14 protein-coding genes are annotated in these 14,891 nt (G+C 32.2%); 6 read left to right on the top strand and 8 right to left on the bottom strand.

Features of this window, described 5'->3' with window-relative positions:
• Positions 1 to 48 precede the first annotated feature (48 nt).
• The 3 genes from B4N66_RS13020 to B4N66_RS13030 are packed head-to-tail and all read right to left on the bottom strand — an operon-like array spanning position 49 to position 2,886.
• A complete protein-coding gene (locus B4N66_RS13020; protein ID WP_291095275.1) occupies positions 49 to 1,158 on the bottom strand; it encodes a carboxylate-amine ligase in 1,110 nt (369 codons plus the stop codon).
• Positions 1,159 to 1,194: 36 nt separating this feature from the next.
• Positions 1,195 to 2,151, bottom strand: a complete 957-nt coding sequence (locus tag B4N66_RS13025; protein ID WP_291095276.1) for an ATP-grasp domain-containing protein — start codon at positions 2,149 to 2,151, stop codon at positions 1,195 to 1,197.
• Positions 2,152 to 2,172: 21 nt separating this feature from the next.
• On the bottom strand, positions 2,173 to 2,886 hold the full coding sequence (locus B4N66_RS13030) for an esterase family protein (protein ID WP_291095277.1): 714 nt from the start codon (positions 2,884 to 2,886) through the stop codon (positions 2,173 to 2,175).
• A 308-nt stretch (positions 2,887 to 3,194) separates the two neighbouring features.
• Here B4N66_RS13030 and B4N66_RS13035 point away from each other — a divergent pair, with 308 nt between their 5' ends.
• Positions 3,195 to 3,965 (top strand): META domain-containing protein, encoded by a 771-nt coding sequence (locus B4N66_RS13035; RefSeq protein WP_291095278.1) that lies wholly within the window; start codon positions 3,195 to 3,197, stop codon positions 3,963 to 3,965.
• On the opposite strand, the gene B4N66_RS13040 is transcribed toward B4N66_RS13035, so the two are convergent.
• Positions 3,962 to 4,366 (bottom strand): glyoxalase, encoded by a 405-nt coding sequence (locus B4N66_RS13040; RefSeq protein WP_291095279.1) that lies wholly within the window; start codon positions 4,364 to 4,366, stop codon positions 3,962 to 3,964. The two genes, B4N66_RS13035 and B4N66_RS13040, sit on opposite strands and share 4 nt — an antisense overlap.
• A gap of 80 nt (positions 4,367 to 4,446) precedes the next feature.
• Complete coding sequence (locus B4N66_RS13045) at positions 4,447 to 5,748, bottom strand: OmpA family protein (RefSeq protein WP_291095280.1); 1,302 nt, start codon at positions 5,746 to 5,748, stop codon at positions 4,447 to 4,449.
• Between the two features lie 267 nt (positions 5,749 to 6,015).
• Here B4N66_RS13045 and B4N66_RS13050 point away from each other — a divergent pair, with 267 nt between their 5' ends.
• Positions 6,016 to 6,405, top strand: coding sequence for an acyl-CoA thioesterase (locus tag B4N66_RS13050; protein ID WP_291095281.1), 390 nt, complete (start codon positions 6,016 to 6,018; stop codon positions 6,403 to 6,405).
• Positions 6,406 to 6,409: 4 nt separating this feature from the next.
• Here the strand turns inward: B4N66_RS13050 and B4N66_RS13055 are convergent, their stop codons facing one another.
• The 3 genes from B4N66_RS13055 to nhaA are packed head-to-tail and all read right to left on the bottom strand — an operon-like array spanning position 6,410 to position 8,662.
• Positions 6,410 to 6,685, bottom strand: a complete 276-nt coding sequence (locus B4N66_RS13055) for a DUF3817 domain-containing protein (RefSeq protein WP_291095282.1) — start codon at positions 6,683 to 6,685, stop codon at positions 6,410 to 6,412.
• A gap of 1 nt (position 6,686) precedes the next feature.
• The gene (locus tag B4N66_RS13060) at positions 6,687 to 7,253 is read right to left on the bottom strand and encodes a short-chain dehydrogenase (RefSeq protein WP_291095283.1); all 567 of its coding nucleotides are present in this window, start codon (positions 7,251 to 7,253) and stop codon (positions 6,687 to 6,689) included.
• 47 nt (positions 7,254 to 7,300) lie between these two features.
• Complete coding sequence (gene nhaA, locus B4N66_RS13065) at positions 7,301 to 8,662, bottom strand: Na+/H+ antiporter NhaA (protein ID WP_291095284.1); 1,362 nt, start codon at positions 8,660 to 8,662, stop codon at positions 7,301 to 7,303.
• 208 nt (positions 8,663 to 8,870) lie between these two features.
• On the opposite strand from nhaA, the gene B4N66_RS13070 reads away from it, so the two are divergent.
• The 4 genes from B4N66_RS13070 (at position 8,871) to B4N66_RS13085 (ending at position 14,829) form a co-directional block, all read left to right on the top strand.
• Positions 8,871 to 10,409 (top strand): DEAD/DEAH box helicase, encoded by a 1,539-nt coding sequence (locus B4N66_RS13070; protein WP_291095285.1) that lies wholly within the window; start codon positions 8,871 to 8,873, stop codon positions 10,407 to 10,409.
• Positions 10,410 to 10,791: 382 nt separating this feature from the next.
• On the top strand, positions 10,792 to 12,342 hold the full coding sequence (gene pelF, locus B4N66_RS13075; protein WP_291095286.1) for a GT4 family glycosyltransferase PelF: 1,551 nt from the start codon (positions 10,792 to 10,794) through the stop codon (positions 12,340 to 12,342).
• 71 nt (positions 12,343 to 12,413) lie between these two features.
• On the top strand, positions 12,414 to 14,027 hold the full coding sequence (locus B4N66_RS13080) for a hypothetical protein (protein ID WP_291095287.1): 1,614 nt from the start codon (positions 12,414 to 12,416) through the stop codon (positions 14,025 to 14,027).
• Positions 14,014 to 14,829, top strand: a complete 816-nt coding sequence (locus B4N66_RS13085; RefSeq protein WP_291095288.1) for an endo alpha-1,4 polygalactosaminidase — start codon at positions 14,014 to 14,016, stop codon at positions 14,827 to 14,829. The genes B4N66_RS13080 and B4N66_RS13085 overlap by 14 nt, the downstream gene beginning before the upstream one ends.
• Positions 14,830 to 14,891 lie beyond the last annotated feature (62 nt).

Here is a 14,891-nt window from a genome sequence, read left to right on the forward strand (position 1 = left end):
GAGATTCCTATTTCGACTTCGTCGTCTTTCGGAATGACAAAAATGGTTCTAAATTCCTTTCGTAAACTCGCTTGTAATAAAATCGACTACTTTGGTTAGATCTTGTGTTTGTTCGAAAATGGCTAATTGTTTGGCGGCTCCGGTTCCTTCACGAAGAATGGTGTGTACATAATTGATTTCGTCTCGACTTCCTAATTCATCTACAACATCATCAATAAATTCAAGTAGTTCAAGAATTAAATCTTTGGTTGGAACTTCTTTTTGTAAGCCAAAATCAATCATATTTCCTTGCACACCATAACGAGCGGCACGGAATTTATTTTCTTTAATCAGAGCCAATCGATACACATTGAAACTCGTGTTTGCTGTATTCAGTTTATACAATTTTGCTACAATCGCTTGAATAATTGCGACAATACAAATTGTTTCATCCACTGTTAAACTCATATCGCAAATGCGGAATTCAATCGTGTTATAAAAAGGATGCAAACGCAAATCCCACCAAATTTTCTTCGGATTATCGATGCAATTCGTTTTAACTAATGTTTCTAAGAAATTGTCATACGATTGAACCGAATCAAAATATTCCGGTAAACCTGTTCGAGGAAATTTGTCAAAAACCTTCGTTCTAAACGATTTGTAGCCTGTATTTCTTCCTTCCCAAAAAGGCGAATTTGTGGAAAGCGAGAAAATATGCGGTAAAAAATAGCACGCTTGGTTAATCAATTGTAAACCCACTTCTCGGCTTTCAATTCCAACGTGGCAATGCATTCCGAAAATCAGATTGGAACGAGCGGCATCTTGCAATTCATTGACAATCATATGATAACGAGGATCATCGGTGATGGGTTGGTCTTGCCATTTGGAAAACGGATGTGTTCCGGCAGCACCAACTACCAAACCTTGATTGGCGGCTAATTCGACAATTTTTTTACGTAAAAATGTAATTTCTTCTCTTGCTTCTTTAACGTTTTTACAGATGTTTGTACCAACTTCTACTACAGATTGGTGCATTTCGGCTTTCACTTGTTCCTGAAGAATGATTTTGGCTCCATCCACAATTTTAGACATATGCGAACGCAAATCTCTCGTTTGTGGGTCAATAATCAAGTATTCTTCTTCTACACCGAGTGTAAAAACGGGTAAATCTTTCTTCATAGTCGTTCTTTTATTCTATTCTTAAAAAGGAGTTTATTAAAATCGTTTGGCGTCGTTTACAGAACCTTTCATAAAAGTTCCCCAAGTTAGGTTCATTTGACCATCTTTATGCTTTTTGGCGTATTCAATAGCCATATTCGCTGCTTCTTCGACAACCCATTCAAAATTTTCTTTTCCAACAGATGTCAATTCAGCATCAGGAGCAGGGTTTCCAAAATCGATGGCATACGGAATTCCGTCTCGAACGGCAAATTCAACCGTATTGAAATCATAGCCTAAACCTTTGCACAAACGCAACGTATAATCTTTTACGGTAGCCAACAATTTTTTATCAGCCGGAGGTCCATCGACAACATAACGTAAATGGTGAGGATTTCTAGGTTCGTATGGCATAATTTTAACTGCTTTTCCACCTAAACAATATACACGGAAATATTGATCAAAAACAATTTCTTCTTGCAAAAGCATCACTAATTGTCCGGTTTCACGGTGAACTTCCCAAAATTCATCACGGTTTTCAAGACGATAGACATTTTTCCAGCCACCACCGGCATACGGTTTCATATAAGCCGGAAATTTTACATAATCAAAAATCGCTTCCCAATCCATTGGATAGGCTAAATTTCGGAAAGATTTGCTGGTTGTGTCTGTTGGATGTTCAGCAGATGGTAAAATCACTGTATTTGGCAACGGAACGCCTAAAACATCCGCTAAACAGTTGTTGAAAAACTTATCATCTGCACTCCACCAAAATGGATTATTAATGACGGCAGTTCCGGTTAAAGCTGCATTTTTTAAGTATGCTCTGTAAAACGGTACGTCTTGCGAAATTCGGTCGATGATAACGGCATATTCTGTGGCTTTGTTTTGTACGACTTTATCAATAGAAACGGCTTCGGCAACGATACCTTTTTCTTTTTTTGAATTTACTCGATCAATAAATGCTTGGGGGAAAGTATCTTCCATTCCAAATAAAATTCCAATTTTCTTCATGGTTGGTAAGTGTTATGTTGTTTAAAAAAATTTAATTCTTGATAAATAGTGTGGAAACATTTCTTTCCAAGCCGGCCAATCGTGTTCGCGGTCTTGCCGGACATCTAGCCAATGTGGAACATCGCGATGGGCGAGGACTCGGCTGAGTTTTAAATTGGCATCAAAACAAATATCCCAGTTAGAAGTTCCTAGTACGATGTCCATATTCCACAATTCACGATCATTTAATCCGTGGAGATAATCTTCCGGACTGTTGTAAAAAACATTATCATCGTGAAAGCCATCCATAAAACTTTTGATATTAAAAGCTCCACCCATCGAAAACATATGGCTTACATAACCAGGATGACGAAATGCAAAGTTAGCCGCATGATAACCGCCAAAACTGCAACCGGCAACGGCAACTTTTCCTGAATAGGTATTGTTTTTCACTCGTTCTACAATTTCATGACAAATCATTTTATCATACCAAACATGGTTTTGAATTCGATGTGTAGGATGAATTTTTTTGTTATAAAAGCTGTCTTTATCAATACTATCTGGACAGAATATCTGAATTAATCCTTGTTCGATGTACCATTTAGCAGAAGCAATCAGACCTTGATCTCTATTTTCGTGATAACTTCCCATCGAAGTTGGAAATAAAATTACCGGATAACCGGCGTGACCAAAAACTAACATTTGAATTTCTCTGCCAAGGTTGGGGGAGTGCCATTTGAAGTATTCTTCTCTCATATCATTCGTTTTAACAATAATAATGAAAAAATATCATATTAAAATACAAAATATTGAGTTTTGATTATTTTTGTGATATAGTCTTTAACAATTTAAAATGTGTGTAAAAAGCTCAAAAAAACTATTGATTTTAAGGATTCGATTTAAGTATTTGCAAAAAAAATGTCTTCTTTTTTGATAGGAATAAGTAATAATGTACTTAAAACCATACTAAATCAATCAAAAAAGTGAAATAAATTAATCGAAAGAATGAAAAATCTTAATTAAAAGATGTAAATTTAGTGTAGTAATTTTTAATTTGTTAAGAGATGAAAAATATAGTATACATGGTTATTATTGGAATTTTTGTGGGATGTTCCACTAAAACCAATACAGAAAGTAAAACCATTATTCCGGAAGCTCCTTTGTTGAAATCTAAAACAGAAGGTTATTTTAAAGCTATTGGTACAGAACCATTTTGGAGTTTAGAGATTTCTGAAGATATGATTCGTTTTCAAGGAATTGAAGAAAGTGATTTTTTTACTTCAACGCACGTGGAACCCATTCGTGCCATGGATTCGAATGTGAAATTATATCGCGTAAACACTGAAAGTGGAGAAATAGAAGTAACGATTAGTATGCAAAACTGTTCTGACGGCATGTCTGATAATAAACATGATTATAAAGTTGATATTAATTTGAGAAGAAATAATCAAAAGGAAAATGTAAACTATTCCGGTTGTGGAAATTATATTGCCGACTATAGATTATTTGACATTTGGCTTTTAGAAGAATTAGAAGGCAAAAAAGTTACGATAGATAATTTTGCTAAAGAAATTCCGATTATTGAAATAAATTCATCCGAAAAGAAATTTAGTGGTCACGGTGGTTGCAATCGCATTTCCGGAACAATTTTTCAAGAAAGAGAATTGCTACGGTTTACGAACATTATTTCCACAAAAATGGCTTGTGGCGAAAATAATAAGGAAAATGAATTTCTGAAAGCTTTACAAAGTTCTACGGGATATAAAATTAAAAACAATCGCTTGCATTTAATAAATCAAGACGGCATGAAAGTTATCTTTAAGAAAATAGATTAAGAAGCTTGCTGCGTATCAAACAGCATGATGTTACTTTTTAATCGTTCAATCAACATATTCATCATTCTTTTATTAAGGTTTGATGAATTTTTAATGTAGTCTTCATATTCATTTATAGTGAATAATCCGATCACCATTCCTTTTAATGAGTTTCTGAACTTAATATCCTTTTGAATTGAATTCTCAATAAACTGCAATTTCTTTTCCGTTGAATAGGAATAAAAATCATTCTTGTGTTTTGAAATATAGTTTTTAAACACATCAACAAACAAATCATTTTGAAGTTTAAGAATAGGGCGGATGGTTAGATTTTGAAACCTTTCTTCGTTAGAAGATTGTTCTGTTACCACGCCAAGAGCTTCACCTCTGTTTTCGATAATATAACTATCTCTTGTTGTCATGATTTTTTATTTTAAAGTTATAAAAAAACCTCTGTCGTAAAACAGAGGTTGATTTATAGTTATTAAGAATCGATTGTTAATTATTTCACTTTGAAAGTTACTCTTCTTACCAATTTTCTTGCACCTGCAGAATCTTTATCTACTGATGTATCTTCACCTTTTGAAATTACATTTAATCTTTCTTCAGTAATTCCAGCTTTCATTAAGATGTTTTTCACGTTAGTAGCTCTATCATTAGCTAACTTGTTGTTATATGGAGTGTTTCCAATTTCATCTGCATAACCAATAATATCAACAGTAGCTGTAGGATTGTTTAACAAATAAGTTCTAATAAAGTCAATTCCTTCTGTAGAAACATTTGTTGGTTGTCTTTTGTTGAAATCAAAGTAAGTTGCAACATAACCATCATTAATGAATTTTTTCATCATCTCAGAAGATTTTCCGTCAGCAGTATAACTTTCGTTGGTTACATAAGTGTTATTTAAGTATCTCTCCAATTCGTCCGGAACGCCATTTTGGTTAATATCAACCATTCTTCCTTTAGTATCAACTGCAACACCCGCAATAGAGTTTGGTTCAACATCTAAATAATCAGGCACACCGTCTTGATCGCTATCACTCAAATCATTTTCAATTTGACCTACACGTTTTTCAAGGGCATTAATTTCTTCTTGTTGTTTGTTAGTGATTGTTGCCCAATCTCCGTGAACTTTGTGAGGACCAAAAGAATAGGATAAACCTAATGAAGTGGTGTACATACTACCTGCTAAGTTGTTATTAGAATCAGAATAAGAACCATCCCAATTGAAATGTTGTCTAACATTTGATATTAAAGTAAAATCAGCAGTTAAAGCTAAATTTTTAGTAATTCTAACTTCCGGAGTAAAACCAACCATGATTCCGCCATTCCACTCGTTACGTCCTTCGTTGATTCCCATTTGAGGAGTCATTTGAGCTACTTGAACACCACCATGGAATAACATTCCAAAACGGCCTAAACTTTCTTGTATATCAAAAAGACGTGCAGCGTTAATAACACCTTGAAGTCCAATTCTGATTTGTTGCATTTCGAAATCTAAACTCTCATCACTTAAATTTTTAAGATTATCGTATGCTCCGTCTAATTTTAAACCAAAAGTAGGGCTAAACATATAGCGTACTCCAAGTTCGTAGTGGTTTACGGTAAAACTTCCTAAAACTTTGTCAGGATTACTGGCGAAATAGCCTGTAGAATAAGGCTTAATACCTTTACTTTGACCTGCATTTAACTCAATAGACCATTTATTGTATTCATCAACTTTAGATACTTCTGTAGAATCTTGTGCGAAAGAAGTTGCACATGCAAAGATTGACAGAGAAATAATAAGTAGGTTTTTCTTCATTTTGGTGTTTATTTTATTTAAAATTCAAATTTTATACGGGTGCAAATATAGTTTAAAAGTTGAGATAATCAACCTTTTTGTTTAAAAAAATAAAAAACAATCTCTTAGTTTAAAAGAAGTTAGCGATGAAATGCATGTAGTTTACTTACATAATAAGGTAGAAATGATTTAGTTGAATTACGAAAACCTTTTCGCTAAATATGTTATAAAATTCTGGCAGTTGCTGATTTTAATTTTAATTTTGTGAGTGTATTTAATATGTTAATGATGAGATTTCATACCAGAAAATGGGTAAAACCCGAAGATTTGAATCCGAATGGAACGTTATTTGGAGGTAGATTATTGGCTTGGATAGATGAAGAAGTTGCTCTATATTCTATTATTCAGTTGGAAAATGCAAAAGTGGTTACCAAGCACATGTCTGAAATAAACTTCAGAAGCTCAGCAAAACCTGGCGATATAGTTGAAATAGGAATAGATGTTGTTAAATTCGGGCACACATCTATTACGCTTACTTGCGAAGTTCGAAACATCATGACACGCGAAACGATTATTTCTGTGGATTCAATCACTATGGTCAACTTAAGTGATGATGGAAAACCCCTTGCTCACGGCAAAACCAAAATTGAATATGTAAAAGACAGACTTGAGAGATAATAAATTAGTTAGTCAAATATTTTCGTTCTACATAAAATGTTCCGAATGGAATAATAGAAGCCAAACCTATTATTGCTAATAATTTATAACTCCAATTTAAAGTGAATTTAAGTATCACTGACAATATAATATAGACTATAAAAAGAATTCCATGTGCCATTCCGATAGTTTTTACATATATTTCTTGGTCAAACATATATTTCATTGGCATGGCAAAAAATAAAAGAGCCAAAAGCGAAATACCTTCTAATAGAGCAGTTTTTTTAAATAACTCCAACATACTACAACATTTGATAGATTGCAAATCCATAAATAACAAAACGCAATAGTCTTAATAATGCAAACAACAAAAAGTTTTTAAAATTAAATTTAATCATTCCTGCCGCCATAGCTGCCATTGCAAAAGGAAGTGGTAGTAGTGCTCCAACAGCAATTAACAGACCTCCCCATTTTCGCATGTTGGCAATATGTTTACTCATTTTATTGAACATAAAATTGTTCACAGAAGGAATAATCAACATTGCTTTACCTAATAAATAAGAAACAACTCCTCCCAAATAAGACAAAATTGCTAAAAGTGATAGGTAAAGAATAGGGTAGTCGGTATTTTTTGTCCACGCAATCCAAATGTCCGGTGGAAGTAAACCCAGAATTGATTCTGAAGCAAAAAACACTGAAAATATTGTTAAATCACTATACCGTTGTGTCAATAATGTCAATCCTTCATTAATATTGATTACATAATAATGTACATAAAACAATGCACCAACTATTAATGCCGTTGGTAAAAAAGCACTTTTTAATCCATCAAGAATGAATTTGTAAAAACCTGTATAGGTATAATACATGTGGAGTTGCCTCCATTTATTTTTTTTAATTTTCTCGCGTTGCATAATTAATGGGTATCAGCTTCTGTGATTTTTACGTCTGATTTGTTGTTGCTAAAATATAAAAACAAGAATCCTACTATACCACCAATTAATGATGCAATTAGAATTCCCATTTTTGCTTGTTGAATTAATTCTTGATTTTTAAAAGCTAGGTTTGCTATAAATAATGACATTGTAAAACCAATGGAGGCTAATAAACCTACACCAATTAAATGTTTAATAGTCATTCCTATTGGAAGAGGAGCTAATTTTAATTTAATAAATAAAGTAGAAACACCAACTATACCAATAAATTTACCTAATAATAATCCAAAAATTACCCCTAAAGCAACAAAACTCATTCCTGAACTGGTTGAATCAGATGTTATTGTTACGCCTGCATTAGCTAAAGCAAAAATCGGCATTACAACATAGGTAACAAAAGGATGCATTCCGTGTTCCAAACGTTGAAGCGGTGTCATTGCTTGTTTGGAAAGTGTTCGCATATCTTCCAATATGTGAAGTTGTTCCGGTGTAACGGTTGGCACTCCATTTGGATCGGCATGTTTAAATTTATTTAAATAATCTTTCATTTTTTCTATGAAACCAATTTCATCAACTTTAACGTTGGCCGGAATTGTAAATGCAGCTAAAACTCCAGCAATCGTGGCATGAACACCGGATAACATAAAAGCCATCCAGACGCCACCAATACCTAAAATTCCATAATAAAATGTATTTCTAACTCCTAATAGGTTTGACGCAATTAATAGAACTAAGAATATAGATCCTACAATCAAACTAGTAAAAGAAATATCGGATGTATAGAAAAACGCAATTACTAAAACGGCACCTAAATCATCTGCAATAGCCAAAACTGTTAGGAAAACTTTTAGTGAGGTTGGAACCCTCTTGCCAAGTAAAAACAAAACACCTAAAGCAAATGCAATATCTGTTGCCATCGGAATTCCCCATCCGCTATGAGCCTCTCCCGTAGGATTAAATAGCAAATAGATTAATGCCGGAAAAATCATTCCACCAAAGCCTGCTACGATTGGTAATATTGCTTTCCTTGGATTAGATAATTCACCACCAATAATTTCTCGTTTTAATTCTAATCCTACTACAAAGAAAAAAACAGCCATTAAACCGTCATTTATCCAATGATGAAGAGTTTTGTCTAACAAGAAATCACTATCGATACCGAAACTTATTTTATGTTCCCAAATATGATGATAAGCATCTTTCCAAGGAGAATTTGCTAAAATTAAAGCTACAACAGCAGATAGAAATAAAACAATTCCGCCCGTGGTTGATTTACCAATAAACCGGTTAACAGGATCAATTACCCATTTGTCTATCGGAGTGATTTTAATTCTATACTTCATATTATTTTAAAGGCTTTCTGAAAAGGAGTGTAAAATTAAGAATATTCATTGAATATGAAACCGCTGAGATTTTTTTTTATGTGATTTTATGTATAATTTAACCTTTTAGCAATAGTGTATTGAAATTTTGAAATTAATTAACCTAAAAATTGAATAGTAGGACTTTATCTGCTTATTTTTGCAAAAATCGAATTTTTAAATTTTCATAATGTCAAAAAAAGATATATTGCTAGAAATTGAAGAGAAAAAAAAGCTCTACAGCTATCAATTGGGTGATATTGACCTTATTTTTGATAAAATAGAAAACGCTCCACACAACTATCATTTACTCTATCAATTGCCAACCGGTGGGGGAAAAACCGTAATTTTTTCTGAGATTACACGTCGTTATTTAGAAAAGTATAATAAGAAAGTAGTTGTTTTAACGCATCGAATTGAGTTGTGTAAACAAACCTCAAAAATGTTGAAAGGGTTTGATGTGAAGAATAAAATTATTAACAGCATTGTAAAAGAATTACCGGATCAAGATGAATATTCTTGTTTTGTTGCAATGGTTGAAACATTGAAAAATCGTTTGAATGATGAAAAATTACTTATTGATAATGTTGGTTTATTGATCATAGACGAAGCTCATTTTAATTCTTTTCGAAAATTATTTCATGCTTTTAAAAATACTTTTTTTCTCGGAGTTACTGCAACACCATTAAGCTCCAATATTAAACTTCCAATGAATGAAAACTATCATGAGTTAGTTGTTGGAAATAGCATTGGTTCATTGATTGACAAAGGTTATTTGGCCAAAGCAACTACTTATAGTTACGATGTTGGTTTAACTTCATTAAAGATTGGTATTAATGGTGATTATACAGTAAAATCCTCAGATGAACTCTATACCAACATGGCAATGCAGGAGAAATTGATACATTCCTATACTGCTCATTGTCTTGGAAAGAAAACCCTGATTTTTAATAACGGAATAATTACATCTTTAGGTGTTTTAGATGTTTTTAAAGAAGCAGGTTTTAAAAATATTCGACATTTAGATAATACCAATTCAAATGAAGAACGAAAAGATATATTAAAATGGTTTAAAGAAACACCTGATGCAATTTTAACTTCGGTTGGAATTCTAACCACAGGATTCGACGAACCTACCGTTGAATCTATTATTCTTAATCGAGCCACCAAATCATTAACACTTTATTTTCAGATGATTGGTCGCGGTTCACGTAAACTTCCAAACAAAGATGAATTTACTATTATCGATTTAGGAAACAATGCGGCACGGTTTGGACTTTGGACTGATAAATTGGATTGGCAGCATATTTTTAAATACCCGGAACAATACATTCATAATTTAAAAGGCGATGTAGAAATTGAATTGAATTTCTTTTATAAAATGCCACCTGAACTTCGGGCTAAGTTTGCCAAAACTGCAGATATAGATTTTGATGTAGAATCTGAATATCGTATAGCTTTAGCAAAAAATCTACGTCCAAAAGTAGTGATTGAAAAATCAATAGATCATCATGCTTCGATGTGTGTAGATAATTCGGAAACTTTAATTGAAGCAAAATATTTGGCTAAAGAATTAGCAGATGACATCGAAAGTAGAGTACGCCATTTTACCAATTGTTTGAGCAGCTCAACTAAAAACTATCGCGATTGGTTAATTGAAGATTATAAAACACGACTTGCAGTTGCTATTGGTCGAAAATTTAGAGAAAAATTGTTTTCAGAGGAATAATTCTGTCTTTTTTGATGTTAAATATCTCTTAATTTTAAACTCTGTAAAATTTAATTTACCGTTTATCGACATTATGGGTTACTCATCTTTTTGATGTGTATTTCGTCGATGAAATGAGTGTTTTCAACAGATTTCAAGGTTTTTATTTTGTCTGATATAGAATTAGTTCTACATTTGAATTGTGATTTAACTGATTGAATTTTAATTAATAAGATGTTAATGTATTTTTTTGTCAATTAAATTACTTTTTTGAAGTCGTCCCCAAAGAGCCGGCGTTCCAAAAAATACCACAAAACCACCCTAAGATTGTTAAAGTGCACCAAATTGTCTGGTTCTGCATAGGCAGACTCATCGACGAATGGAATCTTATTATCTAAAAGTTATGAGCAAAAAGTACGATGTAATGTTAATTTTAGAAGGTACTTACCCTTTTAATGGTGGTGGAGTTTCTACTTGGGCACATATGCTGTGTAATGAAGTAAAAAATTCAAATTTTACACTTTATTCAATTAATGCAGAATTTGAGTCTAAATCTAAATATAAATTAAGTGAAAACGTAAAGAGTCTAATCCAAGTTCCTTTATGGTCTCCTATGGAACCACAGGAAATGATTGATTATGGCAAAAAATACTATAAAATTATTTCTCAGAAAGAGAAAAATGATTTAGACAAAATCAACCAAGTTTTTATTCCTGTTTTTCAAGATTTACTAAGACATATTTTCTCAAACAATAGAGATGTAAGAGCTTTTGACGAAACCATTCAAAAAATGTGGCGTTATTTTCAAAAGCATGATTATAAAAAAACAATGAAGAGTGAGCCAGTTTGGAGAACATTCTGTTACATGGTTTCTGATTTGAATTCTGAACAAGAAAACGAAAAAGTATCTTTATATGATTTAACTTCCGGGATGCGTTGGATTTACCGTTTTTTAATTCCGCTTTCTGTTGATGTTCCTAGAGTTGACGTTTCGCATTTAACCTTATCCGGTTTTCCTGTTATTCCGGCCTTGGTTTTAAAGTATAAATACGGAACTCCTATGATTGTTACTGAGCATGGTGTCTTTATCCGTGAACGTTTGTTAGCAATAAATTCATCAGAATATTCATTTTTCCTTAAAAAGATGTTGATTAAATTTTCTGAATGTGTAACTGAATTGGTTTACTACAAAGCAGATAAAATTCTGTCTGTAAACAAATTCAATATCAAATGGGAAAAAATGTACGGAGCTGATCCGGAAAAAATTGAAATCATTTACAACGGAATTGATCACAATGTGTTTAAACCTACACCAAAACCGGAACATTTAAAAGATATTCCAACAGTGGTAGCAGCAGCTCGTATTTTTGATTTGAAAGATATTGTTACAATGATAAAATCATGTGAAGTTGCAAAACGTCAAATACCGAATATTCAGTATTTGGTTTATGGTGACAACAATGCTGTTCCTGAATATACTGCAGAATGCGAACGATTGATTGATGAACTGGATTTAAAAGAAAATTTCAAATTAGCCGGTTACCATGACAAGCCAAGTGAATTGTTTTGTGAAGGTGATATTTCGATATTAACTTCTATATCTGAGGGTTTTCCATACACTGTATTGGAATCAATGAGTTGTGGAATTCCGGTTGTTGCAACTGATGTTGGTGGTGTAACTGAGGCTCTTGATAATTCTTGTGGTTATATTTGTAAACCAAAAGATGCCGAAGATATTGGAAATAGAGTAGTGGAGCTTCTTAATAACAAAGAATTAAGAGAGCAAATGGGAATCAATGCGAGAAAAAAAGTAATTGAGAATTTTACTATTGGAAAATTCGTTAATGCTTATGAAGAAGTATATGAAAGAGTTGTTACTCGTGAAGTTAAAGAAGTACAAATGCCAATTTTAATCCAATCACTTGATGAAATTCAATCTGTGAAAGCCTCATAAACCCCACCCAAATTTACACCTAAATCCAAACCTAACCAAAAAATAGAATGTATGTGTTCTACTAATGCAAAATGGAAAAGCATAGTGAAAATATAAAGGTATTAATAAATAATGTAAAAGATAAAATTGGTAAGCCTGTAAGCAGCAGAGTTGTTGCTGCTACCATTGAATCTTTTGGTATTAGAGATATAGATACACAAGCTGATTATGGTGTTTCAGACATTCAGGATTTAGCAAACTATGTGTACAGACAACTCACAACGTCTTTGGAGCATAAAGAAAGCTTGAATGCTAAAGAAAGAGAGTATATTGTCACTAATCCTGAAACTATTCAGCTTTCTGATTACATGGCTGTAAAGGCTAAAATTTTTGCTCAATATTACCCTTTAGGAATTTTTCATCTTCTTCCTGTTTTTCTTCAAATTGCAGCCATTGTTGTTTTTGGTTATTCGTTGTGGACACATGTTCATTTTAATCATTTGCAGTCAACCGCAGTTGTTTTGGGAGTAATCATTGGTATTGTTTCCACCGGAGGATTTGTTCAAGTAATTGGTCGTCAAGCAACTTTTTATTGGAATTATCTTGACTATTCCATGACCAAAAAAACAATTGATTACCTTTTAAAATTAGGAATAAAAACACTTTTTGTCGTTTTTGCTGTTATTCTATTCATTAATTCCTTCATCCATATTTATCCCTACAAGGTATTATTTATCATATTTGCTTATGCGTTTTTAATAGGCTTACTATTATTGGTATTAGCACCGTTACACACAATCAGACAACGTTGGATGATTACTGTTGCTGTTGTTTTGGGAACATTTGTAACAGTTGTTTTAAATAAATATACAAATCTATTAATTTATTATACGCATTGGTTTGGAATTAGTATTGCTATAATTTCTGCAAAAACTTACTTGTATTTTTTCTTTAGAAGTTTCTTAAAAAAACATCCACCAAAAGCCGATTTAAATATTAAAACATCTGTGTTTATTTATCAAAATCACCGATATTTTTTGTACGGAATTTGTATTTATCTTTTTATATTTATAGATAGAATCCTTGCTTGGTCTACTACGGCAGACGGTCAACTTCCATTTATGGTTTATTTTGAAAAAGATTACGAATTAGGAATGGATATGGCGATTTTAGTTTTCTTATTGCTGTCCGGTGTGTTAGAATTTAGCATTGCTTCATTCACTCGCTTTTTAGACATTACCCAAAAATTAGTTCAATTTGAAAATTCAAAACTTTTTAATAAAGAATTACACAAATTATATTGGCAAAACATTCTTATTTTACTACTAACTGCAGCGGTTATATTTGTAATTATTTATCAACTGATGTTTGCTTCTTGGGGTTACAAAGGTCAATTTCATGAAGAGTTAGAGGCTTTAAGTGTAAAAGTTACCTACATTGGTGGTTTAGGGTATTTTTTCCTAGCTTGGGGAATGCTTAATACGCTATATCTCTTTACATTAGGTCAAACTGAACATCCGCTCAAAGGAATTATTTATGCAATTGTTATTAACCTAACAATTGGTTTTATTCTTAGCCGGTTTGTGAGTTTTGAATATAGTGTCGTGGGAATGTTAGCTGGTGCAATGTTTTTTATGTTTTATACATTAAAGCATATTTTCCGTTTTTTCAAAAAACTAGATTATCATTATTATGCGTCGTTTTAATTTGTTTTTATGGCTTTTGCCATCGTTGCTTTCCACACCTGTTTTCAGTAATCCTGTAAATAAGAGTACTGTTTTGGTGTGCTATGGCAAATTAGATCCTGCAAAAATTAAAGGATATAATTATGTTATTTTAGAAGAAAAAAACTTTAAAACGGAAGAAATAACAATTCTAAAAAAGAACAATAAAAATGTTTTAGCCTACATTAGTTTAGGTGAAGTAAATAGTAATGCAATACATTATAAGATATTAAAAAACAGAACATTAGGAAAAAACAATAATTGGGATAGTTATTATTTAAATTTAAAAGATAAAACAACTCCTGTTGTCTTAATGTCATTAATTAAAAAAGTCTTAGATAAAGGATTCGACGGTTTATTTTTAGATAATATTGATAATTTTTCATCATTCGGACCTCAATTTGCTCAACGAAATGATTTGGTTGCTTTAATTCAGAGAATTAAAAAAGAATATCCTAATCATGTTTTGGTTCAAAATTCAGGATTAGAATTAATACCTGATACCAAGAACTTTATAGAATCGGTTTTGTTTGAGTCTGTAGCAACTGATTTTAATTTTAACGGAAATACATATAAGCTTCGTGAAAACAATGATTTTATCGAACGATTAAAAAATATAAAAGCAATAAGTACAAAATATAAAATACCTGTTTTACTTATTGAATATGCAGATAATATTATGCTTCACGATCAAATAGTAAAACGTCTTTCATCAACCAACTTTGAATATTTTATTGGAAAAATAGATTTGCAATCTGTCCCCAATTTTACAAAATTAAAATGATACTTTCTAGTTCCATATTAATAGGTTTCATTCGGCTCGTTTTCTTGCTCATGTTTCTGTAT

Origin of the sequence: Flavobacterium sp. UBA2787, from assembly GCA_002352205.1 — a bacterium.
Taxonomy (GTDB): domain Bacteria; phylum Bacteroidota; class Bacteroidia; order Flavobacteriales; family Flavobacteriaceae; genus Flavobacterium.

Bases quoted from the DNA above. Each gene is read 5' to 3' on its own strand.
- B4N66_RS13020 (WP_291095275.1), bottom strand. From the start codon at position 1,158: ATGAAGAAAGATTTACCCGTTTTTACACTCGGTGTAGAAGAAGAATAC.
- B4N66_RS13025 (WP_291095276.1), bottom strand. From the start codon at position 2,151: ATGAAGAAAATTGGAATTTTATTTGGAATGGAAGATACTTTCCCCCAA.
- B4N66_RS13030 (WP_291095277.1), bottom strand. From the start codon at position 2,886: ATGAGAGAAGAATACTTCAAATGGCACTCCCCCAACCTTGGCAGAGAA.
- B4N66_RS13035 (WP_291095278.1), top strand. From the start codon at position 3,195: ATGAAAAATATAGTATACATGGTTATTATTGGAATTTTTGTGGGATGT.
- B4N66_RS13040 (WP_291095279.1), bottom strand. From the start codon at position 4,366: ATGACAACAAGAGATAGTTATATTATCGAAAACAGAGGTGAAGCTCTT.
- B4N66_RS13045 (WP_291095280.1), bottom strand. From the start codon at position 5,748: ATGAAGAAAAACCTACTTATTATTTCTCTGTCAATCTTTGCATGTGCA.
- B4N66_RS13050 (WP_291095281.1), top strand. From the start codon at position 6,016: ATGAGATTTCATACCAGAAAATGGGTAAAACCCGAAGATTTGAATCCG.
- B4N66_RS13055 (WP_291095282.1), bottom strand. From the start codon at position 6,685: ATGTTGGAGTTATTTAAAAAAACTGCTCTATTAGAAGGTATTTCGCTT.
- B4N66_RS13060 (WP_291095283.1), bottom strand. From the start codon at position 7,253: ATGTATTATACCTATACAGGTTTTTACAAATTCATTCTTGATGGATTA.
- nhaA (WP_291095284.1), bottom strand. From the start codon at position 8,662: ATGAAGTATAGAATTAAAATCACTCCGATAGACAAATGGGTAATTGAT.
- B4N66_RS13070 (WP_291095285.1), top strand. From the start codon at position 8,871: ATGTCAAAAAAAGATATATTGCTAGAAATTGAAGAGAAAAAAAAGCTC.
- pelF (WP_291095286.1), top strand. From the start codon at position 10,792: ATGAGCAAAAAGTACGATGTAATGTTAATTTTAGAAGGTACTTACCCT.
- B4N66_RS13080 (WP_291095287.1), top strand. From the start codon at position 12,414: ATGGAAAAGCATAGTGAAAATATAAAGGTATTAATAAATAATGTAAAA.
- B4N66_RS13085 (WP_291095288.1), top strand. From the start codon at position 14,014: ATGCGTCGTTTTAATTTGTTTTTATGGCTTTTGCCATCGTTGCTTTCC.